At 67.5% G+C, this 21643-nt stretch carries 14 protein-coding genes; 7 read left to right on the top strand and 7 right to left on the bottom strand.

Going from position 1 to position 21643, the window contains the following annotated elements; genetic code table 11:
- Positions 1-188: 188 nt before the first annotated feature.
- The 6 genes from BMX32_RS00295 to BMX32_RS00320 all read left to right on the top strand — a co-directional run bounded on the left by BMX32_RS00295 (position 189) and on the right by BMX32_RS00320 (position 9659).
- Positions 189-1190: an ABC transporter substrate-binding protein gene (locus tag BMX32_RS00295; protein ID WP_089973854.1), complete on the top strand. Its 1002-nt coding sequence runs from the start codon at positions 189-191 to the stop codon at positions 1188-1190.
- A 26-nt stretch (positions 1191-1216) separates the two neighbouring features.
- On the top strand, positions 1217-2218 hold the full coding sequence (locus tag BMX32_RS00300; RefSeq protein ID WP_089976750.1) for an ABC transporter ATP-binding protein: 1002 nt from the start codon (positions 1217-1219) through the stop codon (positions 2216-2218).
- Complete coding sequence (locus BMX32_RS00305) at positions 2215-3861, top strand: ABC transporter permease subunit (protein WP_170843524.1); 1647 nt, start codon at positions 2215-2217, stop codon at positions 3859-3861. The genes BMX32_RS00300 and BMX32_RS00305 overlap by 4 nt, the downstream gene beginning before the upstream one ends.
- Positions 3851-4606, top strand: a complete 756-nt coding sequence (locus BMX32_RS00310; RefSeq protein ID WP_089973856.1) for a DeoR/GlpR family DNA-binding transcription regulator — start codon at positions 3851-3853, stop codon at positions 4604-4606. The genes BMX32_RS00305 and BMX32_RS00310 overlap by 11 nt, the downstream gene beginning before the upstream one ends.
- Positions 4607-4690: 84 nt before the next feature.
- Positions 4691-7705 carry a TonB-dependent receptor gene (locus tag BMX32_RS00315; RefSeq protein ID WP_089973857.1) on the top strand — a complete coding sequence of 1005 codons (3015 nt, stop codon included), beginning with the start codon at positions 4691-4693 and terminating at the stop codon, positions 7703-7705.
- Between the two features lie 10 nt (positions 7706-7715).
- Positions 7716-9659, top strand: a complete 1944-nt coding sequence (locus BMX32_RS00320) for a CocE/NonD family hydrolase (protein ID WP_089973858.1) — start codon at positions 7716-7718, stop codon at positions 9657-9659.
- Positions 9660-9755: 96 nt separating this feature from the next.
- On the opposite strand, the gene BMX32_RS00325 is transcribed toward BMX32_RS00320, so the two are convergent.
- The 6 genes from BMX32_RS00325 to BMX32_RS00350 all read right to left on the bottom strand — a co-directional run bounded on the left by BMX32_RS00325 (position 9756) and on the right by BMX32_RS00350 (position 14954).
- Positions 9756-11192, bottom strand: coding sequence for a catalase (locus BMX32_RS00325; protein ID WP_089976755.1), 1437 nt, complete (start codon positions 11190-11192; stop codon positions 9756-9758).
- 236 nt (positions 11193-11428) lie between these two features.
- A complete protein-coding gene (locus BMX32_RS00330) occupies positions 11429-12088 on the bottom strand; it encodes a DsbA family oxidoreductase (protein WP_089973859.1) in 660 nt (219 codons plus the stop codon).
- Between the two features lie 57 nt (positions 12089-12145).
- Positions 12146-12856, bottom strand: coding sequence for an SDR family NAD(P)-dependent oxidoreductase (locus BMX32_RS00335; protein WP_089973860.1), 711 nt, complete (start codon positions 12854-12856; stop codon positions 12146-12148).
- Between the two features lie 84 nt (positions 12857-12940).
- The gene (locus BMX32_RS00340; RefSeq protein WP_089973861.1) at positions 12941-13900 is read right to left on the bottom strand and encodes an enoyl-CoA hydratase/isomerase family protein; all 960 of its coding nucleotides are present in this window, start codon (positions 13898-13900) and stop codon (positions 12941-12943) included.
- Positions 13901-13993: 93 nt separating this feature from the next.
- The gene (locus BMX32_RS00345; RefSeq protein WP_089973862.1) at positions 13994-14212 is read right to left on the bottom strand and encodes a tautomerase family protein; all 219 of its coding nucleotides are present in this window, start codon (positions 14210-14212) and stop codon (positions 13994-13996) included.
- A 7-nt stretch (positions 14213-14219) separates the two neighbouring features.
- Positions 14220-14954, bottom strand: a complete 735-nt coding sequence (locus tag BMX32_RS00350; protein WP_089973863.1) for an SDR family NAD(P)-dependent oxidoreductase — start codon at positions 14952-14954, stop codon at positions 14220-14222.
- 122 nt (positions 14955-15076) lie between these two features.
- Between BMX32_RS00350 and BMX32_RS00355 the strand changes: the two genes are divergently transcribed.
- Positions 15077-15994 carry a LysR substrate-binding domain-containing protein gene (locus BMX32_RS00355; RefSeq protein WP_089973864.1) on the top strand — a complete coding sequence of 306 codons (918 nt, stop codon included), beginning with the start codon at positions 15077-15079 and terminating at the stop codon, positions 15992-15994.
- A gap of 96 nt (positions 15995-16090) precedes the next feature.
- On the opposite strand, the gene BMX32_RS00360 is transcribed toward BMX32_RS00355, so the two are convergent.
- Entirely contained in the window at positions 16091-21526 is a 5436-nt protein-coding gene (locus BMX32_RS00360) for an autotransporter outer membrane beta-barrel domain-containing protein (protein WP_089973865.1), read from the bottom strand.
- Positions 21527-21643 lie beyond the last annotated feature (117 nt).

Here is a 21643-nt window from a genome sequence, read left to right on the forward strand (position 1 = left end):
ACTCCCGACGGCAGGAAACGTGTGCGCCGTAGCGTTCGCACGTTTCGGATTGATGACAAAAACGCAAATTCTCTGGTGGACGTCGAAGCCACAGGTTTGCAAATATACCCAAATCGCCACACGGCGGGGTGATTCATCCGCCCACGTCGGCGAGTGCCGACACGCCAGGTCATCATGACGAGCCGCCCATGCGTCCATACCGCCAAATCGGAAGCGTCACCCTGCTTCTCGCCGCATGCGGTGTGGCGCAGGCGGGGACCGTGACGGTCTATTCGGCGCTCGAGAGCGACGAGATCGCCGTCTACGTCGACGCGGCGAAGAAAGCCCTCCCGGATATCGATCTCCGCGTGCTCCGTCTGTCCAGCGGCGATCTCGCCGCGCGCCTGCTCGCCGAGTCGGCGCAGCCGCGGAACGACGCGATCTGGGGCATGGCCGCCACCGACATGCTCGACCCGCGCATCGCCGCGCTGCTGGCACCCATCCGCGGCACGAACATCGATCGTATGCCGCCAACGTTTCGCGACGGCGACGGCCGGTGGTTCGCACCGACCGGCTTTCTCGCCGCGCTCTGCGTCAACCGCGAAGCGCTCGCCGAGCGCGGGCTGCCGATGCCGCGCAGCTGGCATGACCTCGCCTCGCCGCGCTATCGGGGACAGGTCGCCATGCCGGACCCGGCGTCCTCGGGCACGGGGTACATGCTGGTGTCGTCGCTCTCGGACGCCGGCCGCGACGCGGCCGGCATGGGGCTCGTGCTCGACATCGCGCGCAACGTGGGCCAGGTGACGCTTTCCGGATCCGCGCCGTGCAAGCTCGCGCGCATCGGCGAGTTCCCCATCGGCATCTCGTTCGCGTTCTCGGCGATGCAGTCGATACGCCAGGGCTACCCGGTGACGATGGTGATCCCGGAGGGCGTGAGAGGCTACGAACTGGAGGCTTCCGCACTGATGAAAGGCTCCCGCCACGAACAGGACGCGCGGCGATTCCTCGACTGGACCGCCTCGCCCGAAGCCGCCTCGCTCTATCGCGGTTACAAGGAAATCGTCGCCGCGCCGGGCAGCGCGCCCAGCGACGAACAGCAACGGCAGGGCTTGCCCGCCGATCTCGTCGCGACGCTTCCCGCGCGCGACTTCGCCACGGCGGCGCGCGAACGCGCGGCGCTCATCGCCAGGTACAAACGGCTGACGCGCTGACGCGGCGGCCAGGGGAAATGGTTTCGATGCACCTGCGGATCGACGACATCGCGAAGTCATGGGGTGGGCACACCGTGCTGGACCACGTGTCCTTCAACGCCGGCGAGAACGAATTCGTCTGCCTGCTCGGCCCGAGCGGCTGCGGCAAGACCACCCTGCTCCGGCTCGTCGCGGGCCTGACGGCACCGGACGCCGGCCGCATCGTGCTGGGCGGCCGCGACATCACGGAGGTACCGGCGCGCGAACGGCGGATGGGGCTCGTGTTCCAGGCGTATTCGCTGTTTCCGGACATGACCGCCGCCGCTAACGTCGGCTACCCGATGCGGTTGCGCCGCGACCCGCCGGCGAAGATCGCGGCGCGCAGCAGCGAACTGCTGGAACGCGTCGGTCTCGGTGGCCTGGGCGCCCGTTTCCCCGACGAGCTTTCCGGCGGGCAGCAGCAACGCGTGGCCCTCGCGCGCGCGCTGGCGACGGAGCCCGCGATGCTGCTGCTCGACGAGCCGCTGTCGGCGCTGGATCCCGCCATCCGCGGCCAGCTCCGTACCGAGATCCGCAGCCTGCAGCGTGCGCTCGGCATTCCGACGATCATGGTCACGCACGATCAGGAGGAAGCGCTCGCGATGGCCGACACCATCGTGTGCATGAACCACGGACGCATCGAGCAGACGGGCTCGCCGCGCGATCTCTACGAACGGCCGCGCACGCGTTTCGTCGCCGAATTCATTGGGCGCGCGAACCTGTTCCCGACGTCCTTCGTACGCGACGCCCTGCCCGGATTCCTCGAACGCCGGCCGCCGGGCACGGATGCCACCTACGAACTGTGCCTGCGGCCCGAAGACGTCGCCATCGCGGCGGACGCCCGCGGCGATGGCGTCGTCGAAGACACGACCTTCCTCGGCAACCTGGCCCGCGTGACGCTCGCATGGCGCGGCCGCCGCGTGGTGGTGGAGGTATCGGGCCGCGACGCGCTGACGCGTGGGCAGACCGTGTCCGTCGACGCATTGCGCGGCGCCTGGGTGTGCGCATGACCGCGTCGGCGCGCTCGCGACCGCGGTTCGCCGGCGCCCTGCTGCTCGGCGTGCCCGCGCTCGCGCTGCTGCTGTTCTTCGTGCACCCGCTGGCGACCGTGCTCTGGCGCAGCGTCACCGACGCCGACGGCGCGCTCACGCTCGCCAACTTCATGCGGTTGTCCGACGACCCGGGCCTGCCACGCGCCGCGTGGCACAGTGTGGCGATCGGCCTCGCGACCACGGCATGTACCGTACCGATCGGTCTCGTCGTCGCCATGGCCCTGCATCGTTCCCGGCTGCGCGGCAAGCGGTTGATCCGGGGCGTACTGGTTCTGCCGATGCTCGCGCCCTCGCTCGTGCTGGGCCTGGGACTCGTCTGCCTGCTCGGCCACAACGGCCTCGTCCACCGGCTCACGGGCCTGCCCACCGACATCTACGGATTCTGGGGACTCCTGCTCGCCAACACGATGTACGGCCTGCCGCAGGCGACGATCATCGTCTCGGCGGCATTGGCGCGCACACCGGCCCGACACTACGACGCCGCGACCTCGATGGGCGCGACGGACTGGCGACAGTTCGTCGACGTCACCCTGCCCCGCCTGCGATTCGCCCTTCTCGCCGCCGCATTTCTCGTCTTCACCGAAACCCTTACCGACTTCGGCAGCGCGGTTGTCGTGGGCGGCGGATATCGCGTGCTCGCGATGGAAATCTACAGCGAGGTCGTCGGCCAGCTCGACTTCGCGATGGGCGCGACGCTCGGCGTGCTGCTGCTCGCGCCGGCCCTGCTGTCGGTGTGGCTCGGACGCATGGCGAAGCGGCGACAGGACAGTGGTGACGCCAGCCCGGGACGTCCGCTGGTTCCCGCGCACGACCTCCGGCGGGATACCCTGCTCGGCGCGGTGACCTGGATCGCGCTGCTCCCGGTTATCGCGGTCGTCGCCACGGTGGCGTACGTCAGCCTGGTGAAACTCTGGCCGTACGACCGCGCGCTCACGCTCGCCAACTACATGGCCGGCATGCCGGATGGGTACGGTCCGGTCGCCACGTCGCTCGGCGTCTCGCTGCTCGCCGCGTGCGTGGGCACGCCGATGGTGTTCGCGCTGGCCGCGGGTCTGCGCCGCGCGCCCGTCGCCGTGGCGCGGCCCGTCCAGTTCCTCGCGTCGTTGCCCGCGGCCGTTCCGGGCATGGTGCTCGGTCTCGGCTACGTGCTGACCTTCAACCACGGACCGCTCTCGCCCTGGCTGTATGGCAGCGCGCTGCTCGTCGCGGCATGCAGTCTCTACCATTACCACGCGCAATCCTTCCTCACGATGCAGACGGGCATGCGGCAGGCGCCCGAGGCGCTGGAAGATGCGGTACTCGTCTTCGGCGGCGAGACCCGGCACGTACTGCGCGACGCGATCCTCCCGTTCGCGGCGCCCGCGGCGGTGTCGACGTTCTTCTATCTCTTCATGCGCTCGCTGGTGACGCTGTCGGGCGTGATCTTCCTGGTCACGCCCGAACTCGGCCTCGCCTCCGTCACCGTGATGCGCCTCGACGAAAACGGCTTCCTGGCCCAGGCCGCGGCATACGCCATGTGCGTCGTGCTCGCCGGCGGTCTGGCACTCGGCGCCATGCGCCTGCTTCTCCATCTGATCAAGGACCGACGCCATGTGGCATGAAGAACGGCACACCCGCATCCGCGACCTGCTCCGCACCAGCGGGCAGGTTTCCGTCGAACGCATCGTGACGGAGCTCGGCGTGTCGCGCGAAACCATTCGCCGCGACCTCGTCGAACTTGCCGAACGAGGCGAGATCCGCCGCGTGCATGGCGGCGCGGTACTCTCGGGCGACGAGCCGCCGATCGACGTACGCCATGCCACGCGCGTGCGCGAGAAGCGTGCCATCGCGAAGAAGGTCGCCAGTCTGGTCGAGAGCGGCCAGACGATCTTCATGGATGCCGGCAGCACCATGAACCTCGTCGCGGAGGCGCTCGCCGCGCGTACGGGCCTGACCATCGTCACCAACGCCATCGACGTCGCGAGCCGGTTCGCCGGTCGCGGTGGCAACGAAGTCCACCTGCTCGGCGGCCGCTTCAACGCGCAGATCGGCTGCACGCAGGGCTCGGCGACCGTGGCCGAGATCGCGCGCTACCAGCCGCACGTGGCGATCGTCTCGCCCGTGGGCATCGACGCGAAGGCCGGTGCGAGCAGCTTCGAGATGGAAGAGGCCGAGATCGCCCGCGCCATGTGCGCCAACGCGCGCCGGATCGTCATCGCGGCGGACCACTCCAAGATCGGCGTGCGCAGCCGCGTCGCCTGGTGCCCGGCCGACCGTATCGACGTGCTGGTCACCGACCGTCGCAGCGAGAAGTCTCGCGCCATCACCGCCATTCGTAAGGCCGTAGGCGACATCGCCTACGCCTGAAACAAGACGCGCCAGGAAGGCCGCCCTGCATCACCTATTTCAATCGATAAAAACCCCACCAAGCGTCTTCCCGGAGCCCTCCTCATGAGTCCCCGCCCCACTCTCCGTCATACCCTGCTCTGCGCCGCCGTCGTGGCCGGTCTGTCCGGTACCGCGTTCGGCCAGGCCACCACGGGCCGCATCGCGGGCCAGGCCCCCGCCGCCGCCGGCGAAACCGTGCTCATCGAAGGCAGCAACGGCATCGTCCGCGAGGTACAGGTCGATCCGCGCGGCCGTTACAGCGCGGACGCGCTGCCGCTTGCGACCTACAAGGTCTCGCTGAAGTCGAACGGCAACGTCGTCGATTCGCGCGAAAACGTGACGCTGCGCGTCGGTGCCGCCACCGATGTCTCGTTCGGCGCCCCGGCCACGTCCCAGGACGCCCAGAACCTCGAGCAGGTCACGGTGTCGGCCACGCAGGTGCCGAAGATCGACGTCGCCACGGTCGCATCCAGCACCGTGATCACGGCGGCCGACCTCGCGCGCCTGCCGCTGCAGCGCTCTGCCGAAGGCATTGCCCTGCTCGCTCCGGGTGCCTCGCCCGGCGCCTCCGGCTTCAAGGGCGCGATGGGCAACTCCCTCGTCAGCTTCTCCGGTTCCTCGGTCACGGAGAACGCTTACTACATCAACGGCATGAACACGACGGATCCGCTCAGCGGCTTCGGCGGCATCACCCTGCCCTACGGCGCCATCGACCAGCAGGAGGTGCTTAGCGGCGGGTACTCCGCGATGTACGGCCGCTCCGACGGCGGCGTCATCAGCCAGGTCGGCAAGCGCGGCACGAACGAATGGCACTTCGGCGCCCAGCTCCTGTGGGAACCCGATTTCGCCCGCGCGCGCGCACGCAACATCCACTATGGACAGGACAACCCGAATCCCCCGGGCACGATCCTGCAGCGCAACGACGATAACCACGAATGGACGACCACCGCCAGCGCGTACGCGGGCGGCCCGCTCATCAAGGACAAGCTGTACGCGTTCGCCGCCGTGGAGATGGAACGCAGCAAGGGCAACGCGATCGGCGACGTGAACCACCCGTACGACACGAAGTACACATACAAGAACCCGAAGTGGTACGGCAAGCTCGACTGGAACATCAACGACAGCAACATCCTCGAGCTCACCGGCGTCAACCAGACCCACCGCTCGAACGGCAACAAGTACGCCTACGATTACGATGAGAACGCGGTGGGCGATTTCGCCAGCACCGATTCGACGTACAAGACCCGGGCGATGGTCTATGTGGCCAAGTTCACCAGCTACCTCACCGACGACCTGACGCTGACCGCGCTGTACGGCAAGTCGAAACTCACCTATTACAACGAGCCGCCGGCCACCGGCGTGACGGGCCCCTTCATCGGCGGTCTCAACCAGCAGAACCCCGCGCTCAACGGCGGCACGCCCAGGGGCAACGGCCAGACGCTCGATACGATCGACAATCCGGACCACGAATCGACCAACCGTAACCTGCGCGTCGACCTCAACTACCGCATCGGCGATCACTCGATCACGGCCGGTATCGACAACCAGGATTCGCGCGACATCGACGACGGCACCACGATCGGCGGCGACGGTTACGAGCTGTGGTACGGCCACCAGGATCCGAACCTCAACATCAGCGACAGCCCGTTCGTGGACAAGCCCGCCAACTACCCCGGCGGCGGTACCGGCTACTTCGCGTTCTACCGGCACTACAACACGCTCGCCTCGGTGCGCGTGAAGCAGCGCGCGCAGTACGTGATGGACGATTGGCAGGTCACGGACCGCATGCTGCTCTCGCTTGGCCTGCGCAACGACCAGTTCACCAATTACAACCCGTCCGGCCAGCCTTATCTTCGTCTCACCAAGCCCCAGTGGGCGCCGCGTCTCGGATTCAGCTGGGACGTGAACGGCGATTCCACGATGAAGATCTACGGCAACGCGGGCCGCTATTTCCTGGCGATGCCCGCGTCGGTCGCGCTGCGCACGTCGGCCGGTTCGCTGGCGATCAACCAGTACTTCACGTACACCGGCATCGACGGCAACGGTCTGCCCACCGGCATTACGTACGTCGCCTCGTCGACCGGCGGCGCCGTCTCTCCGAACGGCGAATACGGCCAGCCGCCCGACCCGAAGACCGTCAGCGCCAAGAACATCAAGTCCGAGTACCAGGACGAGTTCATCCTCGGCATCGACAAGCAGGTCGACGCCGACTGGATCGCCGGTGCCAAGGCCACGGTACGCAAGCTGCGCAACGTGCTGGACGACGTCTGCGACAACGGCGCCATCACCCGCGCCGCCGTCGCCCAGGGGGCGGACATCGACGTGGTGACCGTGGGCAGCTGCTACCTGTCGAATCCGGGTCGCGCGAACACCTACCAGCTGGCGAAGGACGGGGGCGGCTACTACGACGTCAACGTCACCAACGCGGACTTCGGCTTCAGCCACCTGAAGCGCAACTACTACGGTCTCGACCTCTACCTGCAGCACCCGTTCGACGGCAAGTGGGCGGCCAAGGTGGATTACCTGTACTCGCGCAGTTACGGCAACACCGAGGGCCAGGTGCGTTCGGACGTGAACCAGGGCTCGGTCTCCGCGACGCGCGACTGGGATTACGCCACACTGATGGATTACGCCAACGGCAACCTGCCGAACGACCGCAAGCACCAGCTGAAGCTCTACGGTTCGTACCAGCTCACGCAGGAATGGCTGTTCTCGGCCAACCTGACCGTGCAGTCGGGCACGCCGAAGAGCTGCCTCGGCCGTTACGGCGCGAATGAAGGCGACCCGTCGGGTTACGGCAGCTATTACCACTTCTGCTTCGGCCAGCCTTCGGCCTACGGTGCGAAGGGTCGCGAACCGTGGCAGGAACTGGTCGACGTGAATGTCGAGTACCGTCCGATGTGGGCGGACCGCAAGCTGGCCTTCAACGTATCGGTGTTCAACCTGGTCAACCAGCAGCGTTCCGAACGCTCGAGCCCGGTCTCGGGCAGCAGCAAGTCCGTGAACGACAGCTACAAGCAGGTGCTGAGCTACACGCAGCCGCGTTACGCCCGCTTCGGCGTCACCTACGACTTCTGACGGAGAGGTCATGCAAGCACTATGGCGACTCGGTATCGTCGCGCTCGCCACCGGGGTCCTCGCGACCCCGGCGGCCGGTGACGAACGGACCTACAAGAACCTGCCCAGCGAGATTCCGGCGCATTTCGCGCCGACCAACGCGGGCTTCGACTTCGAACGGCGCACGCTCGACATCCCCATGCGTGACGGCGTGAAGCTGCATACCGTGATCCTCGTGCCCAAGGGCGCGAAGCATGCAGGCATGCTGCTGACGCGCACACCCTATGGCGCAGACGGCATGGGCCATCGCGGCGACAGCCCGCACCTCGGTCCGACGCTGCGCGGCTACGACAACCCGGCCGACATCGTCGTGCAGGACGGATACATCCGCGTCATCCAGGACATCCGCGGCAAGCACGGCTCCGAGGGCGACTTCGTGATGAATCGTCCGCCGGTGGGTCACGGCAACCCGACACCGATCGACGAGTCGTCGGACATCTACGACACGATCGACTGGCTCGTGAAGCACGTGCCGGAATCGAACGGCAAGGTCGGCATCATCGGCATCTCGTACGACGGCTTCGAGGCGATGATCGCCACGATCCGCCCGCATCCGGCGCTGAAGGTCGCCGTGCCGATCAACCCGATGATCGATGGCTGGATGGGCGACGACTGGTTCCATCGCGGCGCCTTCCGCCAGCAGATGATTCCGTACATCTACGGCATGGTGAACTCGCGCGGCAGCGACATCGGCTGGACCAGCGGCTACCGCGACGATTACGACCTCTACCTGCGGGGCGGGTCGGCGGGCGACATCGGCCGGGCCTACGGCATGGAGGCGCTCGGCTTCTGGCGGAAGATCCTGCAGCATCCCGCCTACGACACCTTCTGGTCCGAACAGGCGCTCGATCGCATCGCGGCGAAGGAGCCGATGATCGTACCGACGATGCTCGTGCACAGCCTATGGGACCAGGAGGACAACTACGGCGACATGGCCGTGTACCGCGCTCTCGCCCCGCGCGACCCGGCGCACGAAAAGCTCTGGCTCGTGCTCGGCCCCTGGCGCCACGCGAAGACGTGGGAAAAGGGCAACACGATCGGTGCGATCGACCTGGGCAGCGACACCGGCACGACGTTCCGGCAGGAGATGCTCCGCCCCTTCCTGGCCCAGTATCTGAAGGACGGTGCGCCGAAGGCGGACATCGCCCCGGTCAACGCGTTCGTCACCGGCGAGAACGTGTGGCGCAAGCTCGACACGTGGCCGTCGACATCGCGCGGCGGCGGCGCGCCGGTCATGCATCGTTGGTACGTGCAGCCGGACGGTGGTCTCGGCGAAGCCGTGCCTTCGAGCGGCGCCGACGAATACGTGTCGGACCCGGCGAAGCCCGTGCCCTATCGCGTTCGTCCGATCCAGCCGTGGTCGCACGGCGTACCCGACCAGACGGACAGCTGGCCCGAATGGCTCGTCGACGACCAGCGGCAGTTCGCCACGCGCACCGACGTGCTGACGTACGTGTCGCCGGTGCTCGATGCGCCGATGGGCGTGTCCGGCGAGCCGCTCGTCCACCTGCTGGCGTCCACCAGCGGCACCGACAGCGACTGGGTGGTCAAGCTGATCGACGTCTACCCCGACGACGTCGAAGAAAAGCCGTCGATGGGCGGTTACCAGCTGCCGGTGGCGATGGAGATCTTCCGCGGTCGCTATCGCGAAGGCTACGACAAGCCCATGGCACTCACGCCGGACAAGCCGCTGGACTTCCGCTTCCCGCTACCGACGGTGAACCACGTGTTCCAGCCCGGCCACCGCGTGATGGTGCAGATCCAGTCGAGCTGGTTCCCGCTCTACGACCGCAACCCGCAGACGTTCGTCCCGAACATCTTCAACGCGAAACCGGCCGATTACCGGAAGGCGACGCAACGGATCGTTCGCGACGGTGCAGGCGGCACGTACCTGGAGTTGCCGGTGACGCCGTGATGTAGGAAGCCCGCTGACGCGCGAGGGGTGCTTGCCACAAGCACCCCTCGCTCTCGAGCGGGGTTCCCGCACGCTCGCGATTCCGGCGAAGCGCGATCAGCCAAGCGCGCGAATCGCTGTGGCCACACCGCTGCCATATTCGGGATGGCAGGCCGTGCAGTTGGCGATGTGTCGATCGACCACCTGCTGCGACGCACCCTTGATCGCCCGCGCGGTGTTTTCGAACAGCGCCTTGCGCTGGTCCGCCGACATCATTTCGAACAGCTTGCGCGGCTGCGAGAAATAGTCGGTGTCCTCGCGATGGTTCCAGCGCTTCGCCACCGTTTCGCCGAGATCCAGCGGCGGCTCCGAGAAATCGGGCTGCGCCTGCAGCGCGCCGTAACTGTTCGGTTCGTAATGGGTCGAGCCGCCGCCATTGCCGTCGACGCGCATCGCGCCATCGCGGTGGTAGCTGTGCACCGGGCAGCGCGGTGCGTTGACCGGGATCTGCGCGTAGTTGACGCCAAGACGGTAGCGCTGCGTATCGCCATACGAGAACAGGCGACCCTGCAGCATCTTGTCCGGCGAGAAGCCGATGCCGGGCACGATCACGGCCGGCGAGAACGCCGCCTGCTCGATATCCTGGAAGAAATTCTCGGGATTGCGGTTCAGCTCGACGACGCCGACCTCGATCAGCGGATAGTCGCCGTGCGGCCACACCTTGGTGAGGTCGAACGGGTTGTACGGCGTCTTCGCGGCCTCGGCCTCGGGCATCACCTGCACGTAAAGCGTCCACTTCGGGAACTCGCCGCGCTCCACCGCTTCGTAGAGATCGCGCTGGTGCGTCTCGCGGTCGCCCGCGATGGCGGCACTCGCCTCCGCATCCGTGTAGTTCTGGATGCCCTGCTGGGTGCGGAACGTGAACTTCACCCAGAAGCGCTCGTTGTTCGCGTTGATGAAGCTGTAGGTGTGGCTGCCGAACCCGTGCATGTGGCGGAACGACTTCGGGATGCCGCGTTCGCTCATCACGATCGTGACCTGGTGCAGCGCCTCCGGCAGCAGCGTCCAGTAGTCCCAGTTGTTGTTCGCGCTGCGCAGGCCCGTGCGCGGATCGCGCTTGATGGCGTGGTTGAGGTCGGGGAACTTCAGCGGATCGCGGATGAAGAAGACCGGCGTGTTGTTGCCGACCATGTCCCAGTTGCCTTCTTCCGTGTAGAACTTCATCGCGAAGCCACGGATGTCGCGTTCCGCGTCGGCCGCGCCGCGCTCGCCGGCGACAGTGGAGAAGCGGGCCATCATCTCCGTCTTCTTGCCGACTTCGGAGAAGATCTTCGCGCGGGTGTACTTCGTGATGTCGTTGGTAACGGTGAACGTACCGAACGCACCGGCGCCCTTGGCATGCATGCGCCGCTCGGGGATCACCTCGCGGTCGAAATGTGCCAGCTTCTCCAGGAACCATACGTCCTGCAACAGGGCGGGACCGCGGGGCCCTGCCGTCATCGTGTTGTTGTCGTCGACGACGGGGGCGCCGAAGGCGGTGGTCAACTTGCTCATGTAGGTCTCACCCTTGCTGGACGGAAGAAGCCACGAATGCATCGCGACGTGGCCGTAACGTTAGATACAGCCGATCCGCAGGGGAAATTCATTCTCCTTACCGACGCGATAGGGACCGGCTATCGGACGGCGCGTGGCCGCCATGACGCGCGCGACGCGCGGTCATGGCGACGAGCATGGACGCAAGCGGGCAACGCCGGCTTGCAGATCCCTGCTCCGTGAGGGAGCACACGCGGTCAGGCCGCCTTCTTCGCCGCGGCCGTGAGGAGCAGCACGTAACCGTCGACGTCCTGCGAACCGGCGAAGAGCATGCGACCGTCCACCAGGTAGCTCGGTACCGCCGTGATGCCGGCATCGCGCACCATCGCTTCCAGCGTCGTGACCTCGGCCTTGTACGGCAGCGCCCGTTCCACCGCACCCGGCGACATGCCGGCGTCGACGGCGATCCGCTCGAGCACGGCGTGGTCGCCGATGTCCTCGCCCTTTGCGAAGTAGCCGACGAACAGCGCTTCGACGACGTCGTGCTGGAGCGTCGAGCCGCCTTCGGCGTATGCGAGGCGCGACAGGCTGTGCGCGGCGAGCGTGCTCGGCGTGCGCGACTGTGCGTCGTAGTCGAATACCGCGCCGACGGCGCGCCCGGCGGCGACCGCACGGGAATCCATGGCCTGGGCATTGGCCCAGCTACCGAAGCGCACGCTGCGGAACGCCCTGCGATCCATGCCTTCGGCCGGCATCGTCGGGTTGAGCTGGTAAGGCACCCATTCCACATCGATCCCGATACCCTGCGCGGCAAGCCGTTCCAGCGCCTTGTCGAGGCTGCGCTTGCCGATGTAGCACCAGGGGCAGATCACGTCGGAGGCGATCTGCAGTTTAAAAGCGCTCGTTTTCGCGTTCATCGTCTTTCCCGATAAGTGATGACGACGGCCCGGATCGGGCCGCCGCACCCATGTGGCTCAGCGACCGGCGTTCTGGCCGCCGTCGACGTAGAGGACTTCGCCCGTGGCGAAACCGGCCGACTCGAGGTAAAGCACGGCGTCGACGATGTCGCTGACTTCGCCGATCTGCTTCATCGGATTGAACGCCTTGAGGTACTCGAGCGCTTCGGCCGAATGCAGCGGCGTGCGGACGAAGCCGGGAGCCACGGCGTTCACGCGGATGTTCTTCTCGGCGTATTCCACGGCCAGTTCCTTCACGACCGACGTGAGGCCACCCTTCGTGATGTTGGCCAGCGCGGCCGGAATGCCGGCGATCGCCTGGTTCACGAACGGCGTGGTGATGTTGACCACGTGGCCCTTGCCCTGCTTCAGCATCTGGGCGATGGCGAGCTGCGTGATGTGGAAGAACCCGGTGAGGTTCGTGCCGATCATCCCGGCGTAATCTTCCGCCGTGTAGTCGGTGAACGGCTTGGCGATGAAAATGCCCGCGTTGTTGACCAGGGTGTCGACGCGACCGAAGCGCGAGACGGCTTCATCGATGACGCGCTGCGCCGTGCCGCGGTCGGCGATATCGCCGGCGATGGCGACGACGTCGGCGTCGGCGCCCTGCTTGATCGAGCGCGAGGTGGCGACCACGCGGTAACCGCGCTGGCGATAGCCTTCGACGAGGCCGGCGCCGATACCCTGGGAACCGCCGGTGATGACTGCGACTTTCTGTTCGTTGCTCATGATGTTCTCTTGGTGGGGGTGGAAAAAAGGCAAAAAAAACCCGGATCGCGAGATCCGGGTCGGGGATGTCGCTGTGACGTTTCGTTATTTCGCGGGTGCGTCGCCGCCGAGTTGTCCGGTGTAGACCGGCAACCGCCGCTCGACGTCGGGGTTCTTCTGCAACCCCTCTTTCATCAGTTGCGTGATGCGTGTCTGCGCCGCGGGTCGCTGGACCGATCGGATGAAGCTGTCCCAGCCTTCGGCGATGCGTTCGTTCGCCGGGAGGCTCACCGCATCGACCTGCGCCTTGATGTCGGCGAGGGTCTGCTTGTCGAATGTCGCGATGCGGCGTGCCATCGTGTCGACGAACGCGTCGAGCTGTGCGTCGGGCAGCGATCGGTTCACGTAGCCATAGCGCTCGGCGAGGTCACCGTCGAAATCGTTACCGGTGAGCACCACCTCCAGCGTTCGGCCGCGGCCCATCAACTCGGGTAAGCGCGCCATCGGACCGCCGCCGGGCACGAAGCCTGCGCCGACTTCGAACTGCGATAGCAACGCCTTCTCGCGGCTGGCGAAGCGCAGATCGCTTGCCAGGGCGAGTTCGCTACCGACGCCCGAGGCGCGGCCACGGATCTTCGCGATCGATACCACCGGCGCCTTGCTCAGGCGAATCAGCATGTCCGGAAGCTGCGGCATGCCCAGCGGGCCGTTCGGCATGCTGGTGGTATCGGTAAGCGGCGGAATGAAGTTGTAGTGCGTGAGGAAGAACCCGGGCACGTCACTCTCGAAGACCACGACGCGCAGATCCGGATCCTTCTCGATCGACGTGATCGCCTCGTTCAGCTGCGGAATCGTTTCGGGCCCGAAGATGTTGAACGGCGGGTTGTGCATCACGACGCGCCAGTAGGCCGGGCTGACCTTCTCGACACGGATCTGTTTCGCCGCGGGCGCGGTGCTCGCCGTTCTGCTTCCCGCCTGCGGGGAGGGAGCCGAGTCGCCGGCGAACGCCGTGGCGGCGACGATCGAACCGGCCGCCAGCACGGCGGCGAGGAAATGCATTCTCATGACGGTACCTCTGCGGGTGGGAGATTGCCCGGGAAATGGTCCTGCAACCGGAGGGGGGCGGATTGCAGGGAACGTCCTGTTCCGCCCCCTTGCTTACTTCGCTTTCGGTCCGGGATCGGGACCCCGAAGTGTCGAGGTCGGCACCCCGCGGTAACCCCAGTCCTCCATCGCCACCTCTTCGATGACGATGTGGGTGACCTCGGGCGGCTTGCCGAGCACGCGTTCCATGGTGTCCGTGATCTCGCGGATGACCTGGGCCTTCTGTTCCGGCGTGTTGCCTTCTTTCGTGATGCGTACGCTGATGAAAGGCATGGCGGCGTTACCAGCGACCGGTCGTCGCGCCGCCATCGACCGGCAGCACCACACCGTTGATGAACGAGCTGTTGGCGAGGTAGACCACCGCGTCGGCGATGTCCTCCGGACGGCCGAGGCGGCCCGCCGGATTCAGTCCGCTCAGGAACCCATGCGTCTCCGGCGCGTGCATCGGGGTCTCGATGATGCCCGGGGCGACCGCGGTCACCTTGACGTTGTACGGCGAGAGTTCGAGGGCGAGCGCACGGGTCGCGTCGTTCAGGCCACCCTTGATCAGGACGGCGATCGTCGCCGGGACGTTACGGTCCGGATGCAGCGCGACGCTCGCGGTGATGTTGATGATGTGACCTTCCTTGCGGGCGGACATGTGGCGGGCGGCCACCTGCGAGGGATAGACGAAACCGCGCAGGTTCGTATCGATCAGCGCGTCGATCTCCTCCACCGTGAAGTCGGCGAACGGCTTCGCGTTGAAGATGCCGGCGTTGTTCACCAGCACGTCCACCTTGCCGAAACGGGCGATGGCGCGTTCGAAGAGCGCCTCGGCCGTGGTGGGCAGCGAGATGTCGCCGGCGACGCCCAGGAAACGCTCCGGGTTGCCGAGGGCGGCGGCGGCCTCGTCGAGCCGGGCCTGGCTGCGGCCGTTACCGACCACGTTGTAGCCCAGGTCGAGGAACGCCCTGGCGATGGAGAGACCGAGCCCGCTGGAGGCACCGGTGACGACGACGGTCTGCTTGGTACTCATGACATTGACTCCGGATGGTTGATGGGCGTCCCGGATGCCCCGGGGCTGGAACACACTCTATTGATGCGCAGCCCGTAGATAAATAAGATCGGAAGCAATTGAATCGTTACATGGTGTAATCCATGCACAGACAGTTCGACGACCTCATGCTCGGCAGCGTCGAGCTGTTCTGCCTCGCGGGCGAGCTCGGCGGCTTCACCGCCGCCGCCACCGCGGCGGGCGTGACGCCCGCCGCGGTGAGCCGCGCGGTGGCTCGACTGGAAGCGCGACTGGGCATTCGCCTCTTCGTGCGCAGCACGCGGCAGATCCGCCTCACCGATGCCGGACGCGTGTACATGGAGCAGTGCCGCCAGGCGCTGTCGCAGTTCGCCGACGCGGAGCGCATGGCCACCGGCGAAGACACGCAGCTATCCGGCCGCTTGCGCATCAGCGTGCCGACGACGTACGGACATCACCGCCTGCTTCCCTTGCTACCCGCGTTCCATCGCGAGCATCCGAACGTGCGCCTCGACCTGCACATCAGCAATCGCAACGTCGGCTTCGCGGACGAAGCCTTCGACCTGGCGATACGCGTGCGTCCGCAGGCGGACTCCACGATGATCGTCCGCCATCTCGAAGACGCGCCCCTGGTGGTGATCGCATCGCCGGCGTACCTGAAGGAACACCGCGCACCGAAGACGCTGAAGGATCTCGACGACCACGAATGCATCCAGTTCGACCTGCCGAGCAGCGGACGGCGCATTCCCTGGCTGTTCCGCAACGGCAAGGAAGACATCGAGTACGAGACCGAGAGTTGCTTCGCGGTATCGGAAGACGTGCTTGGCGGCGTCACGCTCGCGCGTGCGGGGGCCGGCCTCTTCCAGACATATCGCTTCGTCGTGGAGCGCGAACTTGCCGAAGGTACGCTGGTGGAAGTGCTTCCCGCCTTCGGCGGTCGCTCGCGGCCTTACAACCTGCTCTATCCGCACAGCCGCTTCGTGCCGCCGCGCGTACGGGCGTTCATCGATTTCCTGACGTCGCATGTAGCGATCAACGGATGACTAAGCGCTCTGGTGGGAGCCAGCCTGCTGGCGAAGGGTGCTCGCGGCAAGCTCCCCACCGCCAGCAGGCTGGCTCCCGCCCGAAGCGATAACACGTCAGAAAGTCCATCGTGCGCCCAGCGTTGCCGACCAGCCTCGCGCACCGGCATCGCCGAGCTTCCGCTGCCAGTCGGCTTCGCCGTAGAGCGAGATGCCGCGCCTCCACGTGAACGTTCCACCCAGCCCCACTTCGAGCATTCGCCCGAAGCGACCGCCGGCGAACGTCTGCGACACGTCGTACCCCTCCGCGCCCACCGCCACGGCGGAGCGGCCACCCCAGCCGCGCACGACGTTCAGCCGCGCATACGGTGTCGCACGACTGCCCGCATCCGTGCTCCACGTGCGATCGAGACGCACGCCGGCACGTCCGATGGTCTGCTCGAACGCGTCGTAACGCGTCGTCGTTCCATCGCGATCCGTCTGGTTTCGCAGGCCGATGTGCTGTCTCGAGAGCTGCAGCTGCGGCTCGAGGTTCCAGCCATTGTCAAACCACCACGGATACCCGGTTTCGATCGAGCCGGTCCAGCCAGACCCGCGCACGCGTGCGACGTCCCTCGCGCGCGCCGTGTCGATGTCGCCGCGGTGACGGTCTCCGGATGCCACGATGTCGATGTAGTACCCGTCGTGCATCTGCCAGGTCACGAACATCGCGACGGCATGGGTGGTGAACTTCGCATGGCTGTAGCCATCGCGGGCTTTCGGATCGATGCGTGTCGTGCCGTGCGTGTACGCGACGCCAGCCCGCAGCACCGACGCGTCGCCGTCGATCGCGAGGATGTTTGCGCCTGCCTGCACTGCGCGCGTGTCGACGTCGTAGCCGAAGCCGAAGTCGCGGAACGAGCGGTCGGTAGCATAGCGGTAGTCTCCACCGAGGACGCGCACGAACGTCTCGCCACCGAGGCCCTCGCCACGCTCGTCCATGTCGCGGATCTCGCCGAGCCGACGATGCAGGTTGTCGACCGCGCGATACCCGAAGATCGCCAGCGCCGACGGCGAGACGATATACGCGGGCACCTGCGGCGCCACCGCCGCGCGCGCTTCGGCGACGATCGGCCCGCCGGGTGGCGGGGCCGGCGGCTCGACATACGCCGTGCCCGTCGGCGGTGTGGGAGCCGGCGACGCGGCGGTCGGCGCGGGGCATGGTCCGTCGCAGACGATCACGTTCGCGAGGCGGTAGTCCCAGAACGCATTGCCGCTGGTCGCCCCGCTCACGACACGCTGCGCCGCGTCGCTCGCGCCCGGCCCGAACGCGTACAGACCGTATTGCCACGGGCCGAACGCAAGATACCCGCCGGCCAGGCGGAACGCGCCGCCCGTCGACGCGCCAGCCACCTGCACGATCGAGATGCCCTCGTTCGCGCCTACGTAGCCGCTGGCGTCGGTGTCCGTGTAGGCACCGGTGCTCGCCGCTGCGGCGATCGCATCGATGGTGGTTTCGCCCGACGCATCGCCCTGTACCAGCAGCCGATCGGTCGCCTGCGCGGCGAGCGAACCACCGGCGTCGAGCCGACTGACCAGACGCAGCCGCCCCGGTCCGCCGCTGTAGTTGCCGTCGACGGCGAGGCTGTTTCCCGGGGAGCCACTGCCGTTGGTCAGATCGATCAGGCCGGCATTCGCGACAGTCGCCGAGCCGGCGCTGCCACCCGCGATCACGGGATGCACGCCGTTCCCCGCGAACAGCGTCGATGAGGGATCGACGATCACTTCGCTGTTGGCGAGGCGCAGGTTGTCGGTCAGCGTGAACCGCGCGCCACCGTTGAATGCAATGGTGTTCCAGCCCACGCCGAGGTTGATGCCCTTGTCGAGCGTATCCGTCGCGAACGATCCGCCCCGCGCTTCCGTGCCACCGAAGGTCAGCGTATTGCCGCCGCCGGTACCCGCGACGAGGTGGTATGTGGTCGATGTGTCGACCGCGCCCACGTTCGCCGCATTGCCCGTGCCATCGCCCATGGTCAGGCCGCCATCGAGCGTGCCGCCCGTCCAGGCGAACGCATCGGTGCCCGCGCCCGTCGCGACATCGCCGCGCACGGCACCGCCGGTGAGCGTCACGGTGTCGTTGCCCGCGCTGCCGCGCACCGCCACCGCGGCCGGGCTGGCGGAGGCGATCGTGCCCGTGTTGGCGAAGCGCGTGCCGCCGCCATTGGCGAGATCGACGACCGGCGCGGTCACGCTCGCCGACGAGAGCGAACCGCTGTTGGCCGCGGACGACGCGGTGCCCGCGATCAGCGCCGACCCACCCGCCGCGCTGCGGATCTCGACGGTACCGCCGGTGATCACCGCGCCCGTGGTCAGCGCCTGGATACCTGTCGCGCCCCCGCCGTTGCCGCGGATCAGGAAACCGGGCCCGACCGCGACGTCGCCGGTCGTCGCGGTACCGCTCGCCGTGCGGAACGCGTAGCCCACACCGCCGCCGTCGACCTCGATCGTCGCCGTGGATGCGGGATCGATGCTCGTCGCCGTGCGCAGCCCGGCCCCGTCGCCGACGCGAAGCGTGGCGCCGGACAGCGTGATGGCCGATATCTCGGCTGCGTTCTCGATCGCGTTGGCGCTGCCGAGCGTCGCGATCGTCGTTCCGGTGGCGAGCAGCGATGTCGCGCGCGCGTCGAGCAGCACGCCATGCGCGCTGCCGCGCGTGACGATGGCCGAGTCCCCGGCGCCCAGCACGAGCCCCGCGCCCGCGACGAGCTGCACGCCGGCGATGCCGTCGTCGACGACGATGGAACCGGCGGGGGCCAGTCGCTGGGCACCGTCGCCCTCGACGCGCACGCCGGTTCCGCTGCCGACGTGGATCGTGCCGTTGTTCGCGAACGTGCCACCGGAGCGCAGCAGTGCCCCGGTCGCGTTCGGGCCGGAAAGCGTGACGGCCGCACGATTCGCACCTCGCGCATTCGTTTCCACGATGAAACCCGTCGCGCCGGCGCCCGTGAACGTCATCGCCCCTTCGTTGGACAACGTCGCACCGTTGCGCGCGATGTAGCCTGTCACGCCGGCCTGCGACGCGTTCAGCGCCGCGAGGCTCGTCAGCGATGTCGTGCCGACGAGCCCCCCGGTCGTCGCGCCGGTCAACGCGTGTTTCTGGCCATCGGCGATGCCTGCGATCGCGCCCGTTCCCGTGAGCGACATCGTCGTCGCGGCGTCGATGGTGCCCGTGGAACCGCCTTCCGCCACGACACCGGTCGCGCCGGCGCCGGACACGCCGATCACGGCGTTGCGTGTGTTGAGTACCGAACCGCTACCGCTTCCGAGGATGCCGGTGGACTGCGTGCCCGACGCGCTCATCGTCAGTCCGGTGCCGTCGAAATCCGCTCCCGTGTCGAGCCGGAACAGTGTCGACTGCGGCGTCGAGACATCCAGCGTGGAGCCGCCGTTGACGTTGATGTGCGCCTCGTTGCCGAAGGCGAAGAAACCGATCTGCTTCGTGCCGCTCGCGAACGCGGGGGCCGCGCCGGCCGCCACGTCCACGGTCGCCCGGCCCCGGGCGTGGATGCCGATGGCGCCGTCGCCGAGCAGGTTCACCGCGCCTTGAACGTTCGCCCGCGCGCTGGCCGCGCCCTGCCCCTCCGCCCACACGCCGATGTTGCGCGTCCCGCTCGACGGATCCGCCCCGCCGGCGACGTTGATCGTGCCCGTCGAGGTGACGAGCGATGCGACGGTGGCCGTGGAAAGGGCCTTGATGCCGGTGCCATTGACGCCGGCGAGGTTGATCGTTCCGCTGTTCGACACGCCGCCCGCCGCACCCGCGTTCTGCGCGAGGATGCCGACGTTCTCCCGCGGTACCGCCGCGGCGCGGCCGTTGACGGCGATGGTGCCGGCGTTGTCGACCCGCGCGCCCGGCGACGTCACGAGGATGCCGGCGGCGTTCTGCGTGAGCGTGCCGATCGTGATGTTGCCGAGATTGGAGACCGTTCCCGCCGTCGGCACGTTGATGCCCGTCGTGATCGTTCCCTGATTGACCGCCACGTCGAACGACGGTGCGCCGGCCACGGTCTGCGGCCCGCGACCGATGTAGATCGTTCCCGTGGCGGTATTGGTGAAGCTCGCGGTCGGGTCGTTGACGGCGACGCCGTCCATCGACCCGTTCGAGCGCGAACCCGTCACGCCCACGTTGACGATGCCCGCGTTCGTCGCGGTGCTGCCCGCACCCACGCGGATACCCGTCGATTTACCGGCACCGTTCGTCGCGCCGGTCGCGAGGTTGAGGATGCCCGGATTGTCGAACGTGCTGCCGTCGACCACGTCGACCACGTTGGCGCCGAACGACCCGTTGATGAGCAGGCCAGCGGCGTTGCGGAAGAAGTTGCCGTTGATCGTGCCGTTGTTCGTGCCGGCGCTGTTGCCGGTAAGCATCAGCGCCGTGCCGTCTCCCGTGGAACGCAGGGTGGCGAGGGTGCCGTCGATGACCGCCGTCGCGCCGCTTTCCGCGCGCACCGCGCCGTTGTTCGCGTTCTGCACTTCCAGCACGGCGCCGGTCGCCACATGCCCGTGCGCGTCCGGTCCCACCAGATGCATGGCGATGCGGTTGCCGATCGGCTGGGCCACTTCGTCGGGCGGACTGTCGGCGGTGATGCCGTAGACGATCTGCTCGCTGGTGGACGTATAACCCTGCGCGAACAGGCTCGCGTACCGCGCGGGATCGAGGTTGCCCGCCTGCATCTGCGCGATGAGGAAGTCGTTGTAGGCGCGCAGTCCGGCGTCGTCGTTGACGGTGTGCGTGGTCGTGACCCCGTCGGTCGTGGTCACGCCGAACGTGCCGCCATAGTGCGCGACGAACGTCACGCCGAACGTCTGCGGCACGCTGGGATCGGCCACCTGCCCGATGAAGATGATGCGGTTGGCCGACGTCCAGTCGACGTTGCTCGCGACCCCGCCGGTGCCGTCCGCGTAGAAGAGCGAGCTCTGCTTCGCCGCCATGGTCCAGGCGTTCGTCGCCGCGCCGCTTTCGGCACCGGGCTGCCCGATCGCCACGGTCAGCGTGCCCCCGCCCGACGTGACCGTGCCGACGCGCGCGTCGAGGTACTGCTGGTCGTTGACGTTGACGACATCGGGCACGCGGCTGTCGTACGTGTAAGGGTCGAGCGGCACCAGGTTGGCCGTGTTGTACGCCGACACGACCCGCCGCCCGCCGGTGATCGGATCGGGCACGCTGACGCCGAAGTTCTGCGTGCCGGGGTTGAGCCGGCCGACACCGATCCATTCCCTGCCCGACACGATGCGACCCAGACCATCGAGCTCGCGCAGCGTCGTGTCCTGCGACCCCCCGATGCCCGACTGGAATTGCGGCGGTCCCGACATCGTCACCGTCGCGCCGGGGGCGACCACGGTCTGGCCGACCTTTCCATCGTTGTCGATGGGGTTGTAAGGCGGAAGCGTCACGGTCTGGGACCGTGCCGCGTGGTGTTGACCGGCGAGCGCCAGTGCGACGGCGACGAAGAGCGCGCGACGCGCCCGCGAACCGTTCCGGTGGGAACGGACATCCGAATGCCACGGTTCCATGTTGTCTACCCCGTGACCACCACCCTGTATGGCGGTGTGGAGCGCAAGCATCGTCCGTGGCGCCGGCGTCGGCCCGGGGTCCCCACCCCACGCAGTTCGCCTCCGCCCTGCATGGCG

The organism is Luteibacter sp. UNCMF331Sha3.1, from assembly GCF_900109915.1.
In the GTDB taxonomy this organism is placed as follows: domain Bacteria; phylum Pseudomonadota; class Gammaproteobacteria; order Xanthomonadales; family Rhodanobacteraceae; genus Luteibacter.